16 protein-coding genes are annotated in these 16,210 nt (G+C 67.7%); 9 read left to right on the top strand and 7 right to left on the bottom strand.

Going from position 1 to position 16,210, the window contains the following annotated elements:
* Nucleotides 1–35: 35 nt before the first annotated feature.
* Nucleotides 36–359 (top strand): DUF6053 domain-containing protein, encoded by a 324-nt coding sequence (locus LG3211_RS27385; RefSeq protein ID WP_222837572.1) that lies wholly within the window; start codon nt 36–38, stop codon nt 357–359.
* Here the strand turns inward: LG3211_RS27385 and LG3211_RS04340 are convergent.
* Both LG3211_RS04340 and LG3211_RS04335 read right to left on the bottom strand, forming a co-directional pair.
* Nucleotides 247–1,434, bottom strand: a complete 1,188-nt coding sequence (locus LG3211_RS04340) for an SO2930 family diheme c-type cytochrome (protein ID WP_057941751.1) — start codon at nt 1,432–1,434, stop codon at nt 247–249. The genes LG3211_RS27385 and LG3211_RS04340 overlap by 113 nt on opposite strands.
* A gap of 3 nt (nt 1,435–1,437) precedes the next feature.
* The gene (locus LG3211_RS04335) at nt 1,438–2,682 is read right to left on the bottom strand and encodes a parallel beta-helix domain-containing protein (RefSeq protein ID WP_148648740.1); all 1,245 of its coding nucleotides are present in this window, start codon (nt 2,680–2,682) and stop codon (nt 1,438–1,440) included.
* Nucleotides 2,683–2,855: 173 nt separating this feature from the next.
* Between LG3211_RS04335 and LG3211_RS04330 the strand changes: the two genes are divergently transcribed.
* Complete coding sequence (locus tag LG3211_RS04330) at nt 2,856–3,923, top strand: AraC family transcriptional regulator (protein ID WP_057941750.1); 1,068 nt, start codon at nt 2,856–2,858, stop codon at nt 3,921–3,923.
* 80 nt (nt 3,924–4,003) lie between these two features.
* Here LG3211_RS04330 and LG3211_RS04325 read toward each other — a convergent pair whose 3' ends face one another.
* From LG3211_RS04325 to LG3211_RS04305, 5 genes are all read right to left on the bottom strand, one after another.
* Nucleotides 4,004–4,387, bottom strand: a complete 384-nt coding sequence (locus LG3211_RS04325) for a RidA family protein (protein WP_057941749.1) — start codon at nt 4,385–4,387, stop codon at nt 4,004–4,006.
* A 165-nt stretch (nt 4,388–4,552) separates the two neighbouring features.
* The gene (locus LG3211_RS04320) at nt 4,553–6,733 is read right to left on the bottom strand and encodes a RelA/SpoT family protein (RefSeq protein WP_057941748.1); all 2,181 of its coding nucleotides are present in this window, start codon (nt 6,731–6,733) and stop codon (nt 4,553–4,555) included.
* Between the two features lie 467 nt (nt 6,734–7,200).
* The gene (rpoZ, locus tag LG3211_RS04315; protein ID WP_036108756.1) at nt 7,201–7,500 is read right to left on the bottom strand and encodes a DNA-directed RNA polymerase subunit omega; all 300 of its coding nucleotides are present in this window, start codon (nt 7,498–7,500) and stop codon (nt 7,201–7,203) included.
* A gap of 213 nt (nt 7,501–7,713) precedes the next feature.
* Complete coding sequence (gene gmk, locus LG3211_RS04310) at nt 7,714–8,328, bottom strand: guanylate kinase (RefSeq protein WP_057941747.1); 615 nt, start codon at nt 8,326–8,328, stop codon at nt 7,714–7,716.
* A gap of 99 nt (nt 8,329–8,427) precedes the next feature.
* On the bottom strand, nt 8,428–9,288 hold the full coding sequence (locus LG3211_RS04305; protein WP_057941746.1) for a YicC/YloC family endoribonuclease: 861 nt from the start codon (nt 9,286–9,288) through the stop codon (nt 8,428–8,430).
* 68 nt (nt 9,289–9,356) lie between these two features.
* Here LG3211_RS04305 and rph point away from each other — a divergent pair, with 68 nt between their 5' ends.
* The 7 genes from rph to LG3211_RS04270 all read left to right on the top strand — a co-directional run bounded on the left by rph (nt 9,357) and on the right by LG3211_RS04270 (nt 16,183).
* Complete coding sequence (gene rph / locus LG3211_RS04300) at nt 9,357–10,121, top strand: ribonuclease PH (RefSeq protein ID WP_057941745.1); 765 nt, start codon at nt 9,357–9,359, stop codon at nt 10,119–10,121.
* 372 nt (nt 10,122–10,493) lie between these two features.
* A complete protein-coding gene (locus LG3211_RS04295; protein ID WP_057941744.1) occupies nt 10,494–10,886 on the top strand; it encodes a VOC family protein in 393 nt (130 codons plus the stop codon).
* On the top strand, nt 10,883–11,476 hold the full coding sequence (rdgB, locus tag LG3211_RS04290; RefSeq protein WP_057941743.1) for an RdgB/HAM1 family non-canonical purine NTP pyrophosphatase: 594 nt from the start codon (nt 10,883–10,885) through the stop codon (nt 11,474–11,476). The genes LG3211_RS04295 and rdgB overlap by 4 nt, the downstream gene beginning before the upstream one ends.
* A complete protein-coding gene (locus tag LG3211_RS04285; RefSeq protein WP_148648739.1) occupies nt 11,473–12,048 on the top strand; it encodes a hypothetical protein in 576 nt (191 codons plus the stop codon). Before rdgB ends, LG3211_RS04285 begins: the two co-directional genes overlap by 4 nt.
* Nucleotides 12,049–12,101: 53 nt before the next feature.
* Entirely contained in the window at nt 12,102–13,265 is a 1,164-nt protein-coding gene (gene hemW / locus LG3211_RS04280) for a radical SAM family heme chaperone HemW (RefSeq protein WP_083512302.1), read from the top strand.
* Between the two features lie 252 nt (nt 13,266–13,517).
* Nucleotides 13,518–15,836 (top strand): DUF1631 family protein, encoded by a 2,319-nt coding sequence (locus LG3211_RS04275; RefSeq protein ID WP_083512301.1) that lies wholly within the window; start codon nt 13,518–13,520, stop codon nt 15,834–15,836.
* Nucleotides 15,833–16,183: a PilZ domain-containing protein gene (locus LG3211_RS04270; RefSeq protein WP_057941739.1), complete on the top strand. Its 351-nt coding sequence runs from the start codon at nt 15,833–15,835 to the stop codon at nt 16,181–16,183. The genes LG3211_RS04275 and LG3211_RS04270 overlap by 4 nt, the downstream gene beginning before the upstream one ends.
* Nucleotides 16,184–16,210 lie beyond the last annotated feature (27 nt).

Here is a 16,210-nt window from a genome sequence, read left to right as displayed (position 1 = left end):
TCAAGCTCCCCTCTCGTTGTCGTGGATTCGAACGCATGCATCGGTTGCGTTCTTGTTTGATCTTTCGTTGCCCGGATTCCCTTCTAATTACGGTATTCGGCGATAACGCGAAATCTTTTGTGGGAGGGGCTTCAGCCCCGATGCTTTTCGATCAGGGTTGTCGAAAGCCACCTGCGATCGGAGCGAAAAGCATCGGGGCTGAAGCCCCTCCTACAAAAACACCGCGGATTTTTCGCCATGTTGCGATCATCCGCACTGCCCCTGTTGCGCGGCGATCCAGTCGCGGATCAGTTTTACTCCTTCTTCGTGCACGACGCTGCGCCCCAGTTCCGGCATCATCACCGAGGGATCGTCGCTGAGCATGCGGAAGGTCAGGATCGATTCGTCGGGCTTGCCCGGCACCACGTCGTGACGCAGATCGCCGGTGCCCTTGCCCGCCGCGATCGGCAGCTTGCAGCGGCCCAGCCGCAACGGCTCCTGCGTGGCCGCATCCAGCCACAGCCCGGAGGTGTTGCCCGGGCCTTTCGGGTTGTGGCAGTGGCCGCAGTTGATATCGAGGTAAGCGCGGGCGCGCGCTTCCAGCGGCGCGTTCGCGTCGCGCCAGTTGGCGTCGCGTGGCGCCGACTGCGGCGGCGGCGCGCCGTGCAGATAGCCGGCCTGGGTCCAGCGCGCGATCTGGTTCGCCAGGCCGTCGCCGTAAGCGAAATTGCGATTGAGATGGCGCGCGCGCGGGCCGAGCGGATGCAGGGCCTTGGTCTTCATGTCGGTGGCGTGGCAACCGGCGCATTGATTCTGATCGGGCACCTGGTAGTCGGCGCTTTCGCGCTTGCCGCCGGCATCGACCAGTTCCAGCGATACCAGTTCGCCGCCGCGCATCAGCCGGGCCCGGGTCTGCTGCGCGTTCCACACGTACGGCAATGCGAACCAACCGTCCTTGCGCCGCAACAGCAGGCGCGTTTCCACCAGCCGCACCTTGCGCAGGTCGAGGCCGCCGCCGCGCAGGTCCGGGCCGTCGTCGGCGCTGCGCAGCACGCTGTCGCCTTCGCCGCGCGGGTAGTAGAAGGTCTTGCTGAAGACGGTGCCGACCGGAAAGTCGAACTCTTGCTGCGGGTCGTACGCCGCCGCCTGTCCCTTCGGCATCCACACCGTGCGCAGCTTGTGCGCGTAATCGGAAAACAGCGGCGTGTTGAGGTCGTAGGGCAAGACGCCGGAATTCAATTGCAGGCGGCCGCCGGCGATTCGCAGCACATTCCAGTCGGCCAGATCGTCCGGCTGCCCTTCGGCGAAGAAATGCACCGGCTGCCAGGGCGAATCCGCGGCGATGCCGGCGGGCGCCCGCGCCGCCGGTCCGGTTTCGTCCGCAGCCGGTTTAGCGCAGGCCGCGAGTAACGCCAACAACAAGATCGCCGCGTGACGCATCGTGATCAGGCGCATCGATCAGCCGCGCTTGAGGTCGATCGCCGGCAGCTTCGGCAGATCGCAGGCATAGGGCTTGGTGTCCTGACTCGGGCTCTTGTAGCCGCCGGGACCGTCGGCGTTGACCACGCCGGACACGTCGCGGATGCAGATCTGCGGGCCGGTCTTCAACGCCGCGTTGGCGTAGCCGTCCCACAACACATCGGGGAAGTGCCCGCTCAGGCCGTAGATCGCGGTCTTGAGCGCTTTCAGGTCCAGGCCGTCCGGAGAATCGCCGCCGCCTTTCAGGCGGTTGCCGTAGATCGAGATGCGCTCGGGATACGGATCGAAATCCTTCGCCGCCTTGTCGTCCTTGTAACCGGTGGAATAGACGCTGGAGACGATGATGTTGGTGGTGGCGTTGTCGCTGATGTCGTTGTCGAAGATCTCGACATCGTCGTTGGAATTCACCACCACGCCGCTGCCGGCCGGCACACTGGCCACCGGCGTGCCCTTGGCGCCGAAGTTGGCGGTGTTGTTCTTGAACACCTTGTTCTTGAACACCCGGATCGCCCCGCCCTGCTGCGACAGCGCCGGCATGTTGAACACCAGGATGCCGCCGGTGTTGTTGGTGGCGACGTTGTCGTACACATCGGCGTTGATGGTGTTTTCGATCTCGATGCCGGCGACGTTGAACTCGGCGCGGCTGTTGCGCACGATCACGTCGCGCGACTGGCCGACGTAGATGCCGGCATCGGACGCGCCGATCGACACCGAATTTTCGATCAGCACGTTGCGGGTCTTGACCGGATACAGGCCGTAGGCGCCGTTCTTGGTGCTCGGGCCGCCGGTCCATTCCACGCGCACGTTGCGGATGGTGATGTTTTCCGCTTCGTTGACCTTCAGGCCGTCGCCCTTGCTGTCCTCGATGGCGATGTTTTCCAAAGTGAAGTTGCTGGCGTTCACCAGCAACCCCTCGGCGCCGGCCTTCTGGCCCTTGAAGCTCAGCACCGACTTGTCCGGACCGGCGCCGCGGATGGTCACGCCGTCCACGCGCAAGGTCAGGCTGCGGTCGAAGGTGTAGCGGCCGGCCGGCACTTCGATCACCTCGCCGGCCTTGGCGTCGAGCAGGCGGGCGCGGAAGCTTTCCGCGAAGGCCGCGTCGCCGGCGGCGACCTGCGCGGTCGGCGTGTGCTGGGCCTGCTCGGGACCGCAGCCGGCGGCCAGGGCGGCCGCGGCGGCAACGGCTAGGACGGAAGCACGGATCGGCTGGGTCGGCTGGCTCATGGGGTCCCCGTGATGTTGGCGATCGGGCGCGGCCGCGCGGGTTGCGGCGCGCGACGGCCCGAAGGTGGCTGAACGACGAGTCTCCGCCGCCGGGGTGAGCGCGCGTGAGGGCGAATGCGGCACACTAAGGGGGCATTCGCGGTCAACCGTGCGGGCAAGTATCGTGAGGGGCGATGCCTCAGCCATCCGATCCGGACAACACCAGCGTCAAGGGCGACATCTCGCTGATGTCGCCGAACCTGCTGTGGGGCTTGTTGGAGACCGCGGACCGGATCGGCGCGCCCAGCGACGACTGGTTCGTCGGCACCGGCCTGAGCCGCGCCCAGGTCAGCGACCCCGGCGTGCGTCTGCCCGACCGCCCGACCGCGGTGGCGATCGAGCGCGCGCTCAAGGTGCTGCCGCCGAGCATCGGCCTGGACATCGGCCGCGGCCAGCACGTGGGCAATTTCGGCCTGCTCGGCCTGGCGATGACCACGGCGGCGACCTTCGGCGAAGCCTTGCAGATCGGCCTGCGCTTCACTCCGGTGGTCGGCAGCCTGATGCGCTTCGTCGAAAGCGCGTCGGAGGCCGGCACGCTGGCCCTGGCCGGGCAGATGACCCTGGCGTTCCCGTCGATCCACCGTTTCGTCGCGGAAGAATTCTTCAGCAGTTGCCTGGCGCTGGGGCGCGGGCTGGTCGGCGACAAACTGCGGCCGCTGCGCCTGGAATTCAGTTATCCGGCGCCGGAGTACCGCGCCAGTTATCAGGACGTGTTCGACTGCCCGATCGCCTTCGATCAGCCGCAGGACCGGCTGGTGCTGGACGAGGGCTGGCTGATGGTGCCGTTGCCGACCCACAACCCGATCGCCTCGAAGCAGGTGCTGGCGCTGTGCGAAGCGCAAATGCCGCGCGGCCCGGTGCCCGGCGAAGTGTCGGCGGCGGTGGAGCGTCTGCTGCGCGCGCAGTTGCCGCAGGACCCCAAGCTGGCCGGCATCGCCGCGCAATTGCATGTCAGCGAACGCACCTTGCGCCGGCAACTGACCGGCGAAGGCAGCAGCTTTCACGAGATCCACGACCGCCTGCGCATCGACCGCGCCTACGCGCTGCTGCGCGAACGCGGCCCGACCATCGCCAGCGTCGGCGCGGCGATCGGCTACAAGGACCCGCGCGATTTCCGCCGCGCGTTCAAGCGCCTGACCGGGGAAACGCCGCGCGCGCTGCGCGAGCGTTTGTGGGTGGAGATGGCGCGCGAGCGGAAGTAGGTTCGCGTAGCGAACCGGTGTCTAACGGGAGGAGTTCAGCCCCTCCCACAAGGACGCTTACGCTGTGAGCGAGCGCTGACTCAGCGCAGCACCATCACCGCATCGACTTCGAACGCGACGCCGCGCGGCAACGCCGACACTTCCACGGTCGAACGCGCCGGGTACGGCAGATTGAAGTACTCGCCCATCACCGAGTTGACCTTGCCGAACGCGCCCAGGTCGGTGAGGTACAGGCCCAGGCGCGCGATGTCGGCCAGCGAACCGCCGGCGGCTTCGCACACCGCCTGCAGGTTGCGGAAGGCGCGATGCGCCTGCGCTTCGATGTCGCCTTCCACGACCAGCCCGCTGGACGGGTCGAGCGCGATCTGGCCGGACAGATACACGGTGTCGCCGACGCGCACAGCCTGCGAGTACGGGCCGATCGCGGCCGGGGCTTGGTCGGTTTGGATGATTTCGCGGGACATTTGGGGGCCGGGATTGGGGATTCGGGATTCGGGATTGGAGATTAGCAGCAGCCAGAGCAAAAGCGATTGACGCATCGCGCCAGTCACAACGCAACCACGACAAGCCCGCTTCACCAATCCCGAATCCCGAATTCCAAATCCCGTCGGCGGCCACAGGCCGCCGAACTACATCCGCTGCACACCCAGCACCACCGCCAGCCTGCGCACCCGCCGCATCACATCGGCCAAGTGCTTGCGATCGTGCACTTCGATGGCGAAACGCATGATCGCGATATTGGCGTCGCGTTCCAGGTATTCCACGCGGTCGATGTTGGATTCGGCTTCGGCGATCGCGGCGGCGACCTGGGCCAGCGAGCCGGGGCGGTTGTCGACTTCGATGCGCAGCGCGGCGGCGAAATCGCCGGAGACCTGACGGTCCCAGCCGATCGCGACCCAGCGGTCGGGCGATTTGCGGTAATCGGCGAGGTTCGGGCAATCCATGCGGTGCACCACGATGCCCTTGCCGGCGGTGTGGTAGCCCATGATTTCGTCGCCCGGCAACGGCAGGCAACAGTTGGCGAAGCTGATCACGCCGCGCTCGGCACCGGTGATCAGGATCTTGTCTTCGGGCAGGCGCGGACGGTCGATGGCGCGGCCGCGGGTCTTGCCCGGCGCTTCGCGCGCCAGCGCCAGCGCGACCTGGTTGGGCATGCGGTTGCCCAGCGCGATGTCGGCCAGCAACGCTTCCAGGCGCGGGTAGCGGTTTTCGCTCAGATACACCTCAAGGCGCAGCGCCGAGATGCGGTCCAGCGAGGTTTCCAGTACTTCCAGCGAGCGGTCGAGCATGCGATGGCCCAGCTGCACCGCGTCTTCGTGTTCGAGCTGCTTGAGCTGCTGGCGGATCGAAGTGCGCGCCTTGCCCGATACCACGAACTCCAGCCACTGCGGCTTGGGCGTGGACGACTTGGCGGTGATGATCTCCACGCGCTGGCCGCTGGCCAGCTTGGTGCGCAGCGGAACCAGCTTGCCGTCCACGCGCGCGGCGACCGCGCGGTTGCCGACGTCGGTGTGCACGGCGTAGGCGAAATCCAGCGCGGTGGAATTGCGCGGCAGCGACATGATGTCGCCCTTGGGCGTGAACAGGTAGACCTCGTCCGGGAACAGGTCGACCTTGACGTTTTCGAGGAATTCCAGCGAGGAACCAGTCGCGCGCTGCGACTCGACCAGGCTGGCGATCCAGCTGTGCGCGCGCGACTGCGCGCTGTTCGGGCCTTCGCCGCCATGCTTGTACGACCAGTGCGCGGCGATGCCGCGTTCGGCGATCAGGTCCATGTCCTCGGTGCGGATCTGCACTTCCACCGGCGAGCCGTAAGGGCCGAACAGCACCGTGTGCAGCGACTGATAGCCGTTGGCCTTGGGAATGGCGATGAAGTCGCGGAAACGCGAATCCAGCGGCTTGTAGGCCGAATGCACGACGCCGAGTGCGTGATAGCAGTCCGGCACGCTCTTGACCACGACGCGGAAGCCGAACACGTCCATCACCTGGGTGAAGCTCTTATGCTCGTGGTGCATCTTGGTATAGATGCTCCACGGCGATTTCACCCGGCTGATCAAGCGATGTTGAAGCTTCTCCTTCGCCAGCCGCTGGGCCAGATGCGCTTCGATCTGCACCAGCGACTCGCGCCGCACCACCGGCTGGGTGCGGATGCGTTTTTCGATGACCGCGTGCCGCCACGGATGCAGGGCGCGAAAGCCCAGGTCCTGCAGCTCGGCCTTGATCAGGTTCATGCCCAGGCGCTGGGCGATGGGCGCATAGATCTCCAGCGTCTCGCGGGCGATGCGCTCGCGCGCTTCCGCGCTCTGCGCGCCGAGGGTGCGCATGTTGTGCAGGCGGTCGGCGAGTTTGATCAGGATCACGCGCAGGTCGCGCGCCATCGCCAGCAGCATCTTGCGGAAGCTCTCCGCGGCGGCTTCCTGGCGGTCGCGGAACTGCAGCTTGTCGAGCTTGGTGACGCCATCGACCAGTTCGGCCACGGTCGGGCCGAACTCGGTGGCCAGGCATTCGCGCGTGACCGGGGTGTCTTCGATGGTGTCGTGCAGGATCGCCGCGACCAGGGTTTCCACGTCCAGGCCCTGGTCGGCCAGCACCTTGGCCACCGCGACCGGATGGGTGATGTAGGGCTCGCCGGACTTGCGCGTCTGCCCGGCGTGCGCGGCCGCGCCCACGGCCCAGGCGCGGCGCAGCAGCAGGCGCTGGGTTTCGGGCAGGTAGTGCGCCGCCAGCTCGAGCTCGCGCACGTAGTCCGGCAGCTCCGTTTCCTCGGCAGCGGCGGGATAGGTGTTCAACGCGGGCTCGGCAGGTGTCATAACGGAAATTTACGCGTGCGGCAGCGCATGTGGCAACGCATTACGTACTTTGAATGTGGCGGCGGCTCAGGTCGGCGCAAGTACGCCGTCACGGCTTGCGCAGTTGGGGGCTGTCCGGTTCAGGCGGGCAAGGGCTGCGCCGGGATGCGCGGACGGGATGCGGGTGCGGCGGAATCGCGGATTGCGCTTCAGGTATACAGCAGGCGGGCGCTGGAAGTCGCTGGGAAGCGTGCCTGGGCTTCTTTTGTGGGAGGGAGGCCTTTTGTGGGAGGGAGCTTTAGCCCCGATGCTTTTCGCTCCGACCTAGGTGAGGTTTCGGGCGACTTGAGCCAAAGGCATCGGGGCTGAAGCCCCTCCCACAACAGCCCTCGCGGCTGCGCGCCTTGACGGGCGCGCAAACGAAAACGGCCCCGCCGAGGCGGAGCCGTTTCGGTACCGCGGCCCGCGCGGAGCGCGGGACGGGTGGTTCAGTCGTCGCCCTTGGACAGGTCGTCGTCGGCGACCACTTCGGCCGCGGCCCATTCCAGGGCTTCGCGTTCCTTGCGCTCGCGCTCGGCCTTCTCGACCGCGTCGATGTATTCGGGGTTGACCTGACGCGCGGCGATTTCGCGCAGCGCCAGCACGGTCGGCTTGTCGTTGGCTTCGCTGTTGTCCAGCTGCGGCTCGACGCCGTTGGCCAGCTGGCGGGCGCGCTTGGCGGCCAGCATGACGAGTTCGAAGCGGTTATCGACCACTTCCAGGCAATCTTCGACGGTGATGCGGGCCATGGGGCTCCTGCGGCCGGTGCGGCCGTCTTTAGTGACGCGGATGGGGACCGGGAAGTTTAGCCACTATGCGAATCCATGGCAAGATTTACGGTCTTTAGACTTTATGAATCAGCCACTTAACGATCCGAAGGCTGGGTCGCCCGGGGCCCGCGCACCGAATTGGCGACTCCGGTGGCCGCCAGGGCCGCCCGCGCGGCGATCCGGCCCCGCCCCTCAATCGGCCAGCAGCGCCGTGATCAGCCGCGAATGCCGCGCCACTTGCGGCTCCAGGCGCAGGCGGCTGGCCTGGAAGATCGCGCACATCTCGTCCACCGCGGTGTCGAAGATCTCGTTGACGATCACGTAGTCGAACTCGCTGTAATGCGACATCTCCTCGCGCGCGGCGGCCAGACGCTGGCGGATCACTTCCTCGCTGTCCTGCCCGCGCGAACGCATGCGCGACTCCAGCGCCTGCCGCGACGGCGGCAGGATGAACACGCTGACCGCGTCGGGCACCTTGGCCCGCACCTGGCGCGCGCCCTGCCAGTCGATTTCCAGCAGCACGTCCTTGCCGGCCGACAGGAACGGCTCCACCGACTGCCGCGCCGAGCCCTTCCAGTCGCCGTGCACGCGCGCGTGCTCGAAGAAATCGCCGGCTTCGACCATCGCCTCGAATTCCTGCGCGCTGACGAAGTGGTAGTGCTCGGCATGCCGCTCGCCCGGACGTGGCTGGCGCGAGGTGAACGAGATCGACAAGCGGATATCTGGATCGCGCGCGAGCACCGCGTTGACGATGCTGGATTTTCCGGCTCCCGAGGGAGCGGCGACGATGTAAAGGGTTCCGCGCATGTAGTTGGATACGTCGCTATGAATGGACTAAACAAGAGAAACGAGTGCGCAGAAGTGAGTAACGAGTAAACGCACTCGTTCCTCACTCCTCTTGACTCGTTACTCGATGTTCTGGATCTGCTCGCGAACCTGATCGATCAGCACCTTGAGCTCGACCGCGGCGGCCGAACTGCGCGCGTCCACCGACTTGGAGCCCAGGGTGTTGGCTTCGCGATTGAATTCCTGCAGCAGGAAATCCAGGCGCCGGCCGACCGCTTCGCGCAGCTTGAGCACGCGCCTGGCTTCGGTGACGTGCGAGTCGAGGCGGTCGAGTTCTTCGTCCACATCGAGCTTCTGCAGCCACATCACCAGTTCCTGCTCGAGGCGGCCGTTGTCGGCCGGCTGGGCCAGATCGGCCAGCCGCGCTTCCAGCTTGGCGCGCTGCCCGACCCGGATCGCCGGCATCATCGTGCGCACATCCGAAGCGATCTTGGCGATCGCGTCCACGCGCTCGCCGATCACCGCCGCCAGCTTGCCGCCTTCGCGTTCGCGCGAGGCGACGAATTCGTCGAGCACGCTGTCCAGCAGCGCCAGCGCCTGCGCCTGCAATTCGGCCGGATCGGTGCTGGGCGCCTGCAGCACGCCGGGAAATTGCAGCAGGTCGGTGAACTCGGTGCGCAGCGCCGGAAAGCGCGCCGACAGATCGATCGCCAGATCGCTGAGTTCGCGCAGCCGGGTCGGATTGAGCTGCAGCGCGTCGCCGCCTTCCGGCGGACGCAGGCGCAGGGTCAGATCGAGCTTGCCGCGGCCGATGCGCGCGCCGATGCGTTCGCGCAACGCCGGTTCCAGCACGCGCAACTCATCGGCCAGGCGCACGCCGAGCTCGAGAAAGCGGTGATTGACCGAGCGCAACTCGCAGCCGAGCGTGCCCCAGGGTGTCGCGCGTTCGCCGCTGGCGAAGGCGGTCATGCTGCGAATCATTCGCGAATTCCGAGCCTACAGGGAGCGAATGGTAAACTCGCCGGCCCTCAAACGGTAAATCCGCGCTTATGACCGGTCCCAAAGCCGCACCCGCCCAGGCTCCGGCCGGCCCGCTCGCACGCCCCAGCGGGCGCGTCGCGGACCAGATGCGCGAGGTCACCATCCAGCGCGGCTACACCCGCCACGCCGAGGGATCGGTGCTGGTCAGCTTCGGCCAGACCCAGGTGCTGTGCACCGCCAGCGTCGAAAACAAGGTCCCCGGCTTCCTGCGCGGCAAGGGCGAAGGCTGGGTCACCGCCGAGTACGGCATGCTGCCGCGCGCCACCCACACCCGCAGCGACCGCGAGGCCTCGCGCGGCAAGCAGGGCGGCCGCACCCTGGAAATCCAGCGCCTGATCGGCCGCGCCCTGCGCGCCTGCATCGACCGCAAGGCGCTGGGCGAACGCACCATCACCCTGGACTGCGACGTCTTGCAGGCCGACGGCGGCACCCGCACCGCGGCGATCACCGGCGCCTACGTAGCCCTGGTCGATGCGGTGCGCTGGTTGCAGGCGCGGCGCGAGATCACCCGCGATCCGATCTTCGGCGCAGTCGCGGCGGTGTCGGTCGGCGTGTACCGCGGCGTGCCGGTGCTGGATCTGGACTACGCCGAAGACAGCGACTGCGACACCGACATGAACGTGGTGATGAACGACGGCGGCGGTTTCATCGAGCTGCAAGGCACCGCCGAAGGCCATGCCTTCCGCCGCGAAGAACTCGACGGCCTGCTGGCGCTGGCCGAAGCCGGCATCGCCGAACTCGTGCTCAAGCAGCGCGAAGCGCTGGCGGTTTAAGCGCACGATATCCGCGAGCGGATCGGGACGCTTCCCGATTCGCTTCGCGGCGCACGGCGCATTTCCCACGACACACCACGCAAGCTTCGAAGCCTCCGGCGCGACAGCGTCCATCCCGCATCCCGCATCCCGAATCCCGAATCCCGAATCCCGTTTTCAGCACAAGCCCCGATCACGCGCGCTCACATCCGCGTAATCCGTCGCAAATTCCGCTGCCCGCGCTGAACTTCCCGCCGCTTGCGCGATCATTGTCGCAAGCCGTTCGACACCTCCTCGATCCGGCGCCGCTTCGACGGGGCCGGCACGGCCTCGCGTTTTCGACCACAACCGCCGCCGACCGCGCGACGGGCGCGGTCCCGCACGAGAATCGTCATGAATCGCAGCATCGGCAGCATCACCCTGGTCGTCGCCGACTACGACCAGGCCATCGCCTATTACACCCAGTCGCTCGGCTTCGTGCTGCTGGAAGACATCGACCTGGGCGGCGGCAAGCGCTGGGTCCGGGTCGCGCCCGCCGACGGCGCGCAAACCGCCTTGCTGCTGGCGCGGGCCTCCGGCGAGAGACAACAGGCGCGCGTCGGCGACCAGACCGGCGGCCGGGTCGGGTTTTTCCTGCACACCGACGACTTCCATCGCGACCACGCCGCCATGCTTAAACGCGGCGTGCGCTTCATGGAATCTCCACGCGTCGAGACCTACGGCACGGTCGCCGTATTTGAAGACCTGTACGGTAATCGCTGGGATTTGCTGGAACTTAAGGCATGAGATTAGTGCTGGCCAGCAGTAACGCCGGGAAGCTGGTGGAACTGCGCGACCTGCTCAGCGACACCGGCATCGAACTGGTGGCGCAAACCGATCTGGGGGTCGAAGACATCGAGGAAACCGGCAGCACGTTCGTCGAGAACGCGCTGCTGAAGGCGCGCCATGCCTGCGCGGTCACCGGTCTGCCGGCGCTCGCCGACGACTCGGGCATCTGCGTGGATGCGCTGGGCGGCGCGCCGGGTCTGTATTCGGCGCGCTATCACCGCCACGGCGACGCCCAGGGCAATATCGACAAGCTGCTGAGCGCGCTCAAGGACGTCCCCGACGATCAGCGCGGCGCCCATTTCTATGCGGTGATCGTGCTGCTGCGCCATGCCGGCGATCCGCGTCCGATCATCGCCGAAGGCATCTGGCATGGGCGCATCCTGCATCAACGCCAGGGCGATCGCGGCTTCGGCTATCAGCCGGTGTTCTTCGATACCCAGCATCAGGTGTCGGCCGGCGAAATCGACGACGCGCTGAAAAACCGCGTGAGCCATCGCGCGCTGGCGCTGGCGGCGTTGCGCGGCAGGCTCGCCGAGGTCGCGCGATGAACCGGATGCTGCGCGCCGCCGCTCCGCCGCGCCGGGCCTTCCGCACCGGCGGCCACACCGTGCTGCTGGTGGCGGTGCTGTACCTGATGGCGCTGCCGATCGCGATCTGGATCCGCCAGGACGGCCTGCGCGCCGGGGTCAACAATTTCAGCACCGAGATCGAACTGGCCCTGGGCCTGCTCGCGGTCCTGGTCGGGCTGATCGCGGCCGCCGCGGTCCAGCGGGTCAGCGTGGACGCCTCCGCGGGCGGGCTGATCCGCTACGCCAATATCACCAGCGGCCATCGCGGCCGCGCCTTCGAGCCGCACGAAGTGGTCGGCATGTCCCTGCACCGGGCCAAGGACGGGCGCCTGCGCCTGACCTCGACCCTGGAGCTGCGCCTGGCCCCGTCGGAGCACCGGGGCTGGACCACGGCGACCATTTTCGACGGCGACATGTCCGGCGACGGCCGCGCCGAGCCGCTGGCCACGATCATGCGGCTGGTGGTCCAGGCCCGTCCGGACGTATCCCTGGACGCCAATCTGCGCGCCCTGCTGGCCGCCCGCCGCTACGGGGCGGCGCTCGACCGGTAAGCTATCGGCTCCCCTCCGACCGATACCGGGCCCTGGCGCCCGGCCCCGCGCTGTTGACTCCTGCCCTGACCACCCCGCCGCTGTCGCTGTACGTGCACCTGCCCTGGTGCGTGCGCAAATGCCCGTATTGCGACTTCAACTCGCACGAGGGCCGCGGCGCGCTGCCGTTCGACGCCTACGTCGATGCCCTGATCGCCGACCTCGAACACGACCTGCCGCTGGTCTGGGGCCGCACCGTGCACGGCGTGTTCTTCGGCGGCGGCACCCCGAGCCTGTTCCCGCCGGAGTTCATCGACCGCTTCCTGCAGGGCGCCAGCGCGCGCCTGCGCTTCGCGCCGGGCGCGGAGATCACCCTGGAAACCAATCCGGGCACCGCCGAGCACGGCCGTTTCGAGTTGTACAAGGCCGCCGGCGTGAACCGCCTGAGTTTCGGCATCCAGAGCTTCGACGACGGCTGCCTGAAGCGGCTGGGTCGCATCCACGACAGCTTGGATGCCGATTCGGCGGTGAAGCTGGCCCAGGACGCGGGTTTCGACAATCTCAATCTGGACCTGATGTACGCCCTGCCCGGCCAGACCCTGGCCATGGCCGAGACCGACCTGCAGCGCGCGTTCGCCCTGGATCCTGCGCACATCTCGCACTATCAGCTGACCCTGGAACCCAACACCGTGTTCGCCGCGCGGCCACCGCAGGACATTCCCGACGAAGACGGCGCCTGGGACATCCAGGAGCATTGCCAGGCCCTGCTGGCCGAGCACGGCTACGGGCAGTACGAGGTCAGCGCCTACGCCCGCCCCGGCCGGCGCTGCCAGCACAACCTCAATTACTGGCGCTACGGCGATTACCTCGGGATCGGCGCCGGCGCCCACGCCAAGATCACTCTGGGCGCCGAGCAGGACATCCTGCGGCGCTGGAAGCTCAAGCATCCGACCCAGTACCTGGCCGCGGCCGGCACGCCGGCGGCGATCGGCGGCGACGATCGCATCGCGCCGCAGCGGCGGCCGTTCGAATACATGCTCAACGTGCTGCGGCTGGTCGAGGGCTTCTCGCTGGACTCGTTCGAGTCGTGCACGGGCCTGTCGCGCCAGGACATCGAGCCGCAGTTGCAGGCGGCCTATGCCCACGGCTGGCTGGAACGCGACGGCGACCGGGTGCGGCCGACCGAACTGGGCCGGCGTTTCACCAACGATGTGGTCGGGCTGTTCCTGTCGCAGTAGTTCTGCCGCGTAGCCTCGCCTGAACGCCGCAATCGGCCACGATCGCGCCTGGACGCCCCGCCGCACCAGCGCCGTGGAATCACGGCCTCGCCACGGTGCCGTGGCCAGACTGCGGTGTGGCCGTTGCACGCACCTGAGAACGTAACTGCCAATGGCCGCCTCCCGTCGGCTGCACGCTGCGCCCGAACCTTTCGGGCTGGCCTGCGCCGGGGAGGCGTGGTTATATCTCGCGGTCGTCAGCACCGAAATCCCATGTCCGTCACGTTCGACCCACTGGACGCTTCACCGCGGGCCACCTTGGCCACGGCCGCATTGCCTCGCCGCGTTCGCCGTTTGCTGGAACAGCTGTACGCGCTGGTCAGCGACGAAACCGCGCCGCAACTGGAGCGGATGCTGGCCGAGTTCGAACAGCAGTTGTTCCGCCAGGCCGATCAGGCGCGCAATCCCGGGTTGCAGTCGGGTTATCTGGAAACCTTGCGGCTGGTGCGGTTGCGGCGGTCGGATCTGATTCCGCGTTATCTGCTGGCGCTGGAGAGCTCGCTGACTCGGTTGCGGGATCCTGGGAGAGATGCGGCGGGAGGAGTTTCGCGCCTTGCCGCTAATGCCGCGCCTGTGTTTCGTGAGCTTCGGTTGGTGGACGACAGCGAAGTGGACGAAAGCACGGTGCTGCGCAGCATCGCCAGCCGCCACGAATCGCGCGCCGGGCTCGGCCTGCTGCTGTTGGGCCAGCGCTTCGGCGTGCTCGCCGGCGCGCCCGCGTTCGACAGCGAGCGTTTGCCGGTCGGGCCGCAGCGGCTGATCCGCAGCTTCGCCGAGGCCTGCCAGCCGCTGCAGATCAGCCTGGAATCGCGGCTGGATCTGTACCGGGTGTTCGACCAGCAGGTGATGCTGGGCTACGCGGCCCTGGTCGAATCGATGAACGCCCTGCTGACCCGCGAGAACGTGCTGCCGAGCCTGTCGTTCGTGCCGCTGCGCGCGCGTCCGGCCGCTCAGACGGCGGCACCGGCCGCGGCCGAAATCGCGCGAACCGAACCCGCCGCCGGCAGCCCGCCGCAAACCCCGGCCGCAGCCGCGACCGGCGCGGCGCGCCCGCACACCGCCTGGTCCGGCCAGGCCGGCGCGACGCCCGCCGCCGACGCGCTCGACTTCGCGACCTTGCAGCAATGGTTGTCCGAACGCCGCGAACTGGTCGATAAGCTGCGTCCGCGCACGCCGGCCGCGCCCACGCCGGCGCCGGCAGAACCGCTCGACACCGCCGAACTGCTCAACGCGCTCAACCAGATCAAGGAAGAAGGCCCGCGCGGCCCGCAGCCGCTGCGCAAGATCGCCGACCTGCGCCAGGCCTTGATCGCGCGCAGCCGTCCCACCGACGGCGCGCCTGCTCCGGCCACCTTGTCGCGCGAAGACGGCGACGTGTTCGAACTGCTCGGCCTGCTGTTCGAGGAAATCGACCAACGCCTGCGCGGCGACGCGATGATCTCGACCCTGCTCAACCGCCTGCAGGCGCCGCTGTTGCACGCCGCCTTGCAGGACCGCTCGCTGCTGGCCCACGACGGCCATCCGGCGCTGCAACTGCTCAACACCGTCGCCGAAGCCGGCGCGCGCTGGACGCCGACGGAAGACGTCGATCCGCAACTGCACGAGCCGCTGCGGCAGGCGGTCGATCACGTGATCGAGCATTACCGCGGCAGCCCGGACGCGTTCGACTCGGCCAACCAGCGCTTGCAGGACCATCTGCAAACCCTCGCGCGCAAGGCCGAGGTGACCGAGCGCCGCCACGTCGAGGCCGCGCGCGGCAAGGAAAAACTCGAACTGGCCAAGCGCCGCGCGTTCGAAGCGCTGGAAGCCAGCACCGCCGACCAGCGCCTGCCGCGCTTCGTCCAGACCTTGCTGAGCCAGGCCTGGGCCGACGTGCTCACCCTGACCTTGCTGCGCCACGGGGAAGAATCCGAAGCCTGGAAGCGTCAGCTGGAAATCACCCGGCAGATCGTCGCGGCCAATCACAGCGGCGCCGGCATCGCCCCGCCGCGCGGCCTGGGTGCCGATATCGAACACGCGCTGACCCTGGTCGGTTATCACGCCGACGATGCCGGCGCGATCTCGCGCCAGCTCACCGTCGGCCCGGCCCTGAACGATGAAGCCGCCTCGCGCACCGAGCTGGCGATGAAACTGCGCCAGCGCAGCCGGCTGGGCGAAGACAGCCCGCCGATGGCGCGCGCGCCGATGCCTTCGCGCGATGCCCACGAGCAGGAATGCTGGGAGCGCATCCGTGCGCTGCCGTTCGGGACCTGGTTCGAATTCGTGCAGAACCAGCAAGGCGATGCGGTGCGACGCCGGCTGTCGTGGTTCAGCCCGGTCACCGACAACGCCTTGTTCGTCAATCAGCGCGGCCAGCGCGTGGGCGAGCAATCGCTGGACAGTCTGGCGCGGATGATGGCGCGCGGACAGGCGCGGGTGGTCGAGCAAGAACGCAATCGCCTGGTCGATCGCGCCTGGCACGCCGCGCTGGACGTCCTGCGCGGCTTCGGCGGCGCGCGCAAAAACGCCGACGCCGACGGAGCGCGGACATGAACGAAGAATTCCGCCGTACCCGTCGTCGCCGCATCGTCGAGACGGTGCAGGTCGTGGACACCATGACCGAGACCGTGATCGGTCACCTGGGCAATCTGTCCGAGACCGGGATGATGCTGATCGCCAGCGCGCCGCTGACCGACGATGCGCTGTACCAACTGCGTTTCCACCTGCGCGACGCGCCGCAGCACGCCTCGCCGATCGAAGTCGGCGCGCACCTGCTGTGGCAGGACCGCGCCAGCGTGCCCGGCCAGACCTGGACCGGTTTCCGTTTCATCGCCATGCCCGAGGACGGGATGCTGCATTTGCGGCAGTGGCTGGATTCGCCTGGGGCGAGTTACGAGTAGGGCAGGAACGAGTGCAGAGGAGTGAGG

It is taken from the genome of Lysobacter gummosus, assembly GCF_001442805.1.
Classification (GTDB): domain Bacteria; phylum Pseudomonadota; class Gammaproteobacteria; order Xanthomonadales; family Xanthomonadaceae; genus Lysobacter; species Lysobacter gummosus.
This window is presented reverse-complemented; position numbering and strand designations above follow the sequence as displayed.

Coding starts and splice junctions, on each gene's coding strand:
- LG3211_RS27385 (WP_222837572.1), top strand. CDS start 36: ATGCATCGGTTGCGTTCTTGTTTGATCTTTCGTTGCCCGGATTCCCTT.
- LG3211_RS04340 (WP_057941751.1), bottom strand. CDS start 1,434: ATGCGCCTGATCACGATGCGTCACGCGGCGATCTTGTTGTTGGCGTTA.
- LG3211_RS04335 (WP_148648740.1), bottom strand. CDS start 2,682: ATGAGCCAGCCGACCCAGCCGATCCGTGCTTCCGTCCTAGCCGTTGCC.
- LG3211_RS04330 (WP_057941750.1), top strand. CDS start 2,856: ATGCCTCAGCCATCCGATCCGGACAACACCAGCGTCAAGGGCGACATC.
- LG3211_RS04325 (WP_057941749.1), bottom strand. CDS start 4,387: ATGTCCCGCGAAATCATCCAAACCGACCAAGCCCCGGCCGCGATCGGC.
- LG3211_RS04320 (WP_057941748.1), bottom strand. CDS start 6,733: ATGACACCTGCCGAGCCCGCGTTGAACACCTATCCCGCCGCTGCCGAG.
- rpoZ (WP_036108756.1), bottom strand. CDS start 7,500: ATGGCCCGCATCACCGTCGAAGATTGCCTGGAAGTGGTCGATAACCGC.
- gmk (WP_057941747.1), bottom strand. CDS start 8,328: ATGCGCGGAACCCTTTACATCGTCGCCGCTCCCTCGGGAGCCGGAAAA.
- LG3211_RS04305 (WP_057941746.1), bottom strand. CDS start 9,288: ATGATTCGCAGCATGACCGCCTTCGCCAGCGGCGAACGCGCGACACCC.
- rph (WP_057941745.1), top strand. CDS start 9,357: ATGACCGGTCCCAAAGCCGCACCCGCCCAGGCTCCGGCCGGCCCGCTC.
- LG3211_RS04295 (WP_057941744.1), top strand. CDS start 10,494: ATGAATCGCAGCATCGGCAGCATCACCCTGGTCGTCGCCGACTACGAC.
- rdgB (WP_057941743.1), top strand. CDS start 10,883: ATGAGATTAGTGCTGGCCAGCAGTAACGCCGGGAAGCTGGTGGAACTG.
- LG3211_RS04285 (WP_148648739.1), top strand. CDS start 11,473: ATGAACCGGATGCTGCGCGCCGCCGCTCCGCCGCGCCGGGCCTTCCGC.
- LG3211_RS04275 (WP_083512301.1), top strand. CDS start 13,518: ATGTCCGTCACGTTCGACCCACTGGACGCTTCACCGCGGGCCACCTTG.
- LG3211_RS04270 (WP_057941739.1), top strand. CDS start 15,833: ATGAACGAAGAATTCCGCCGTACCCGTCGTCGCCGCATCGTCGAGACG.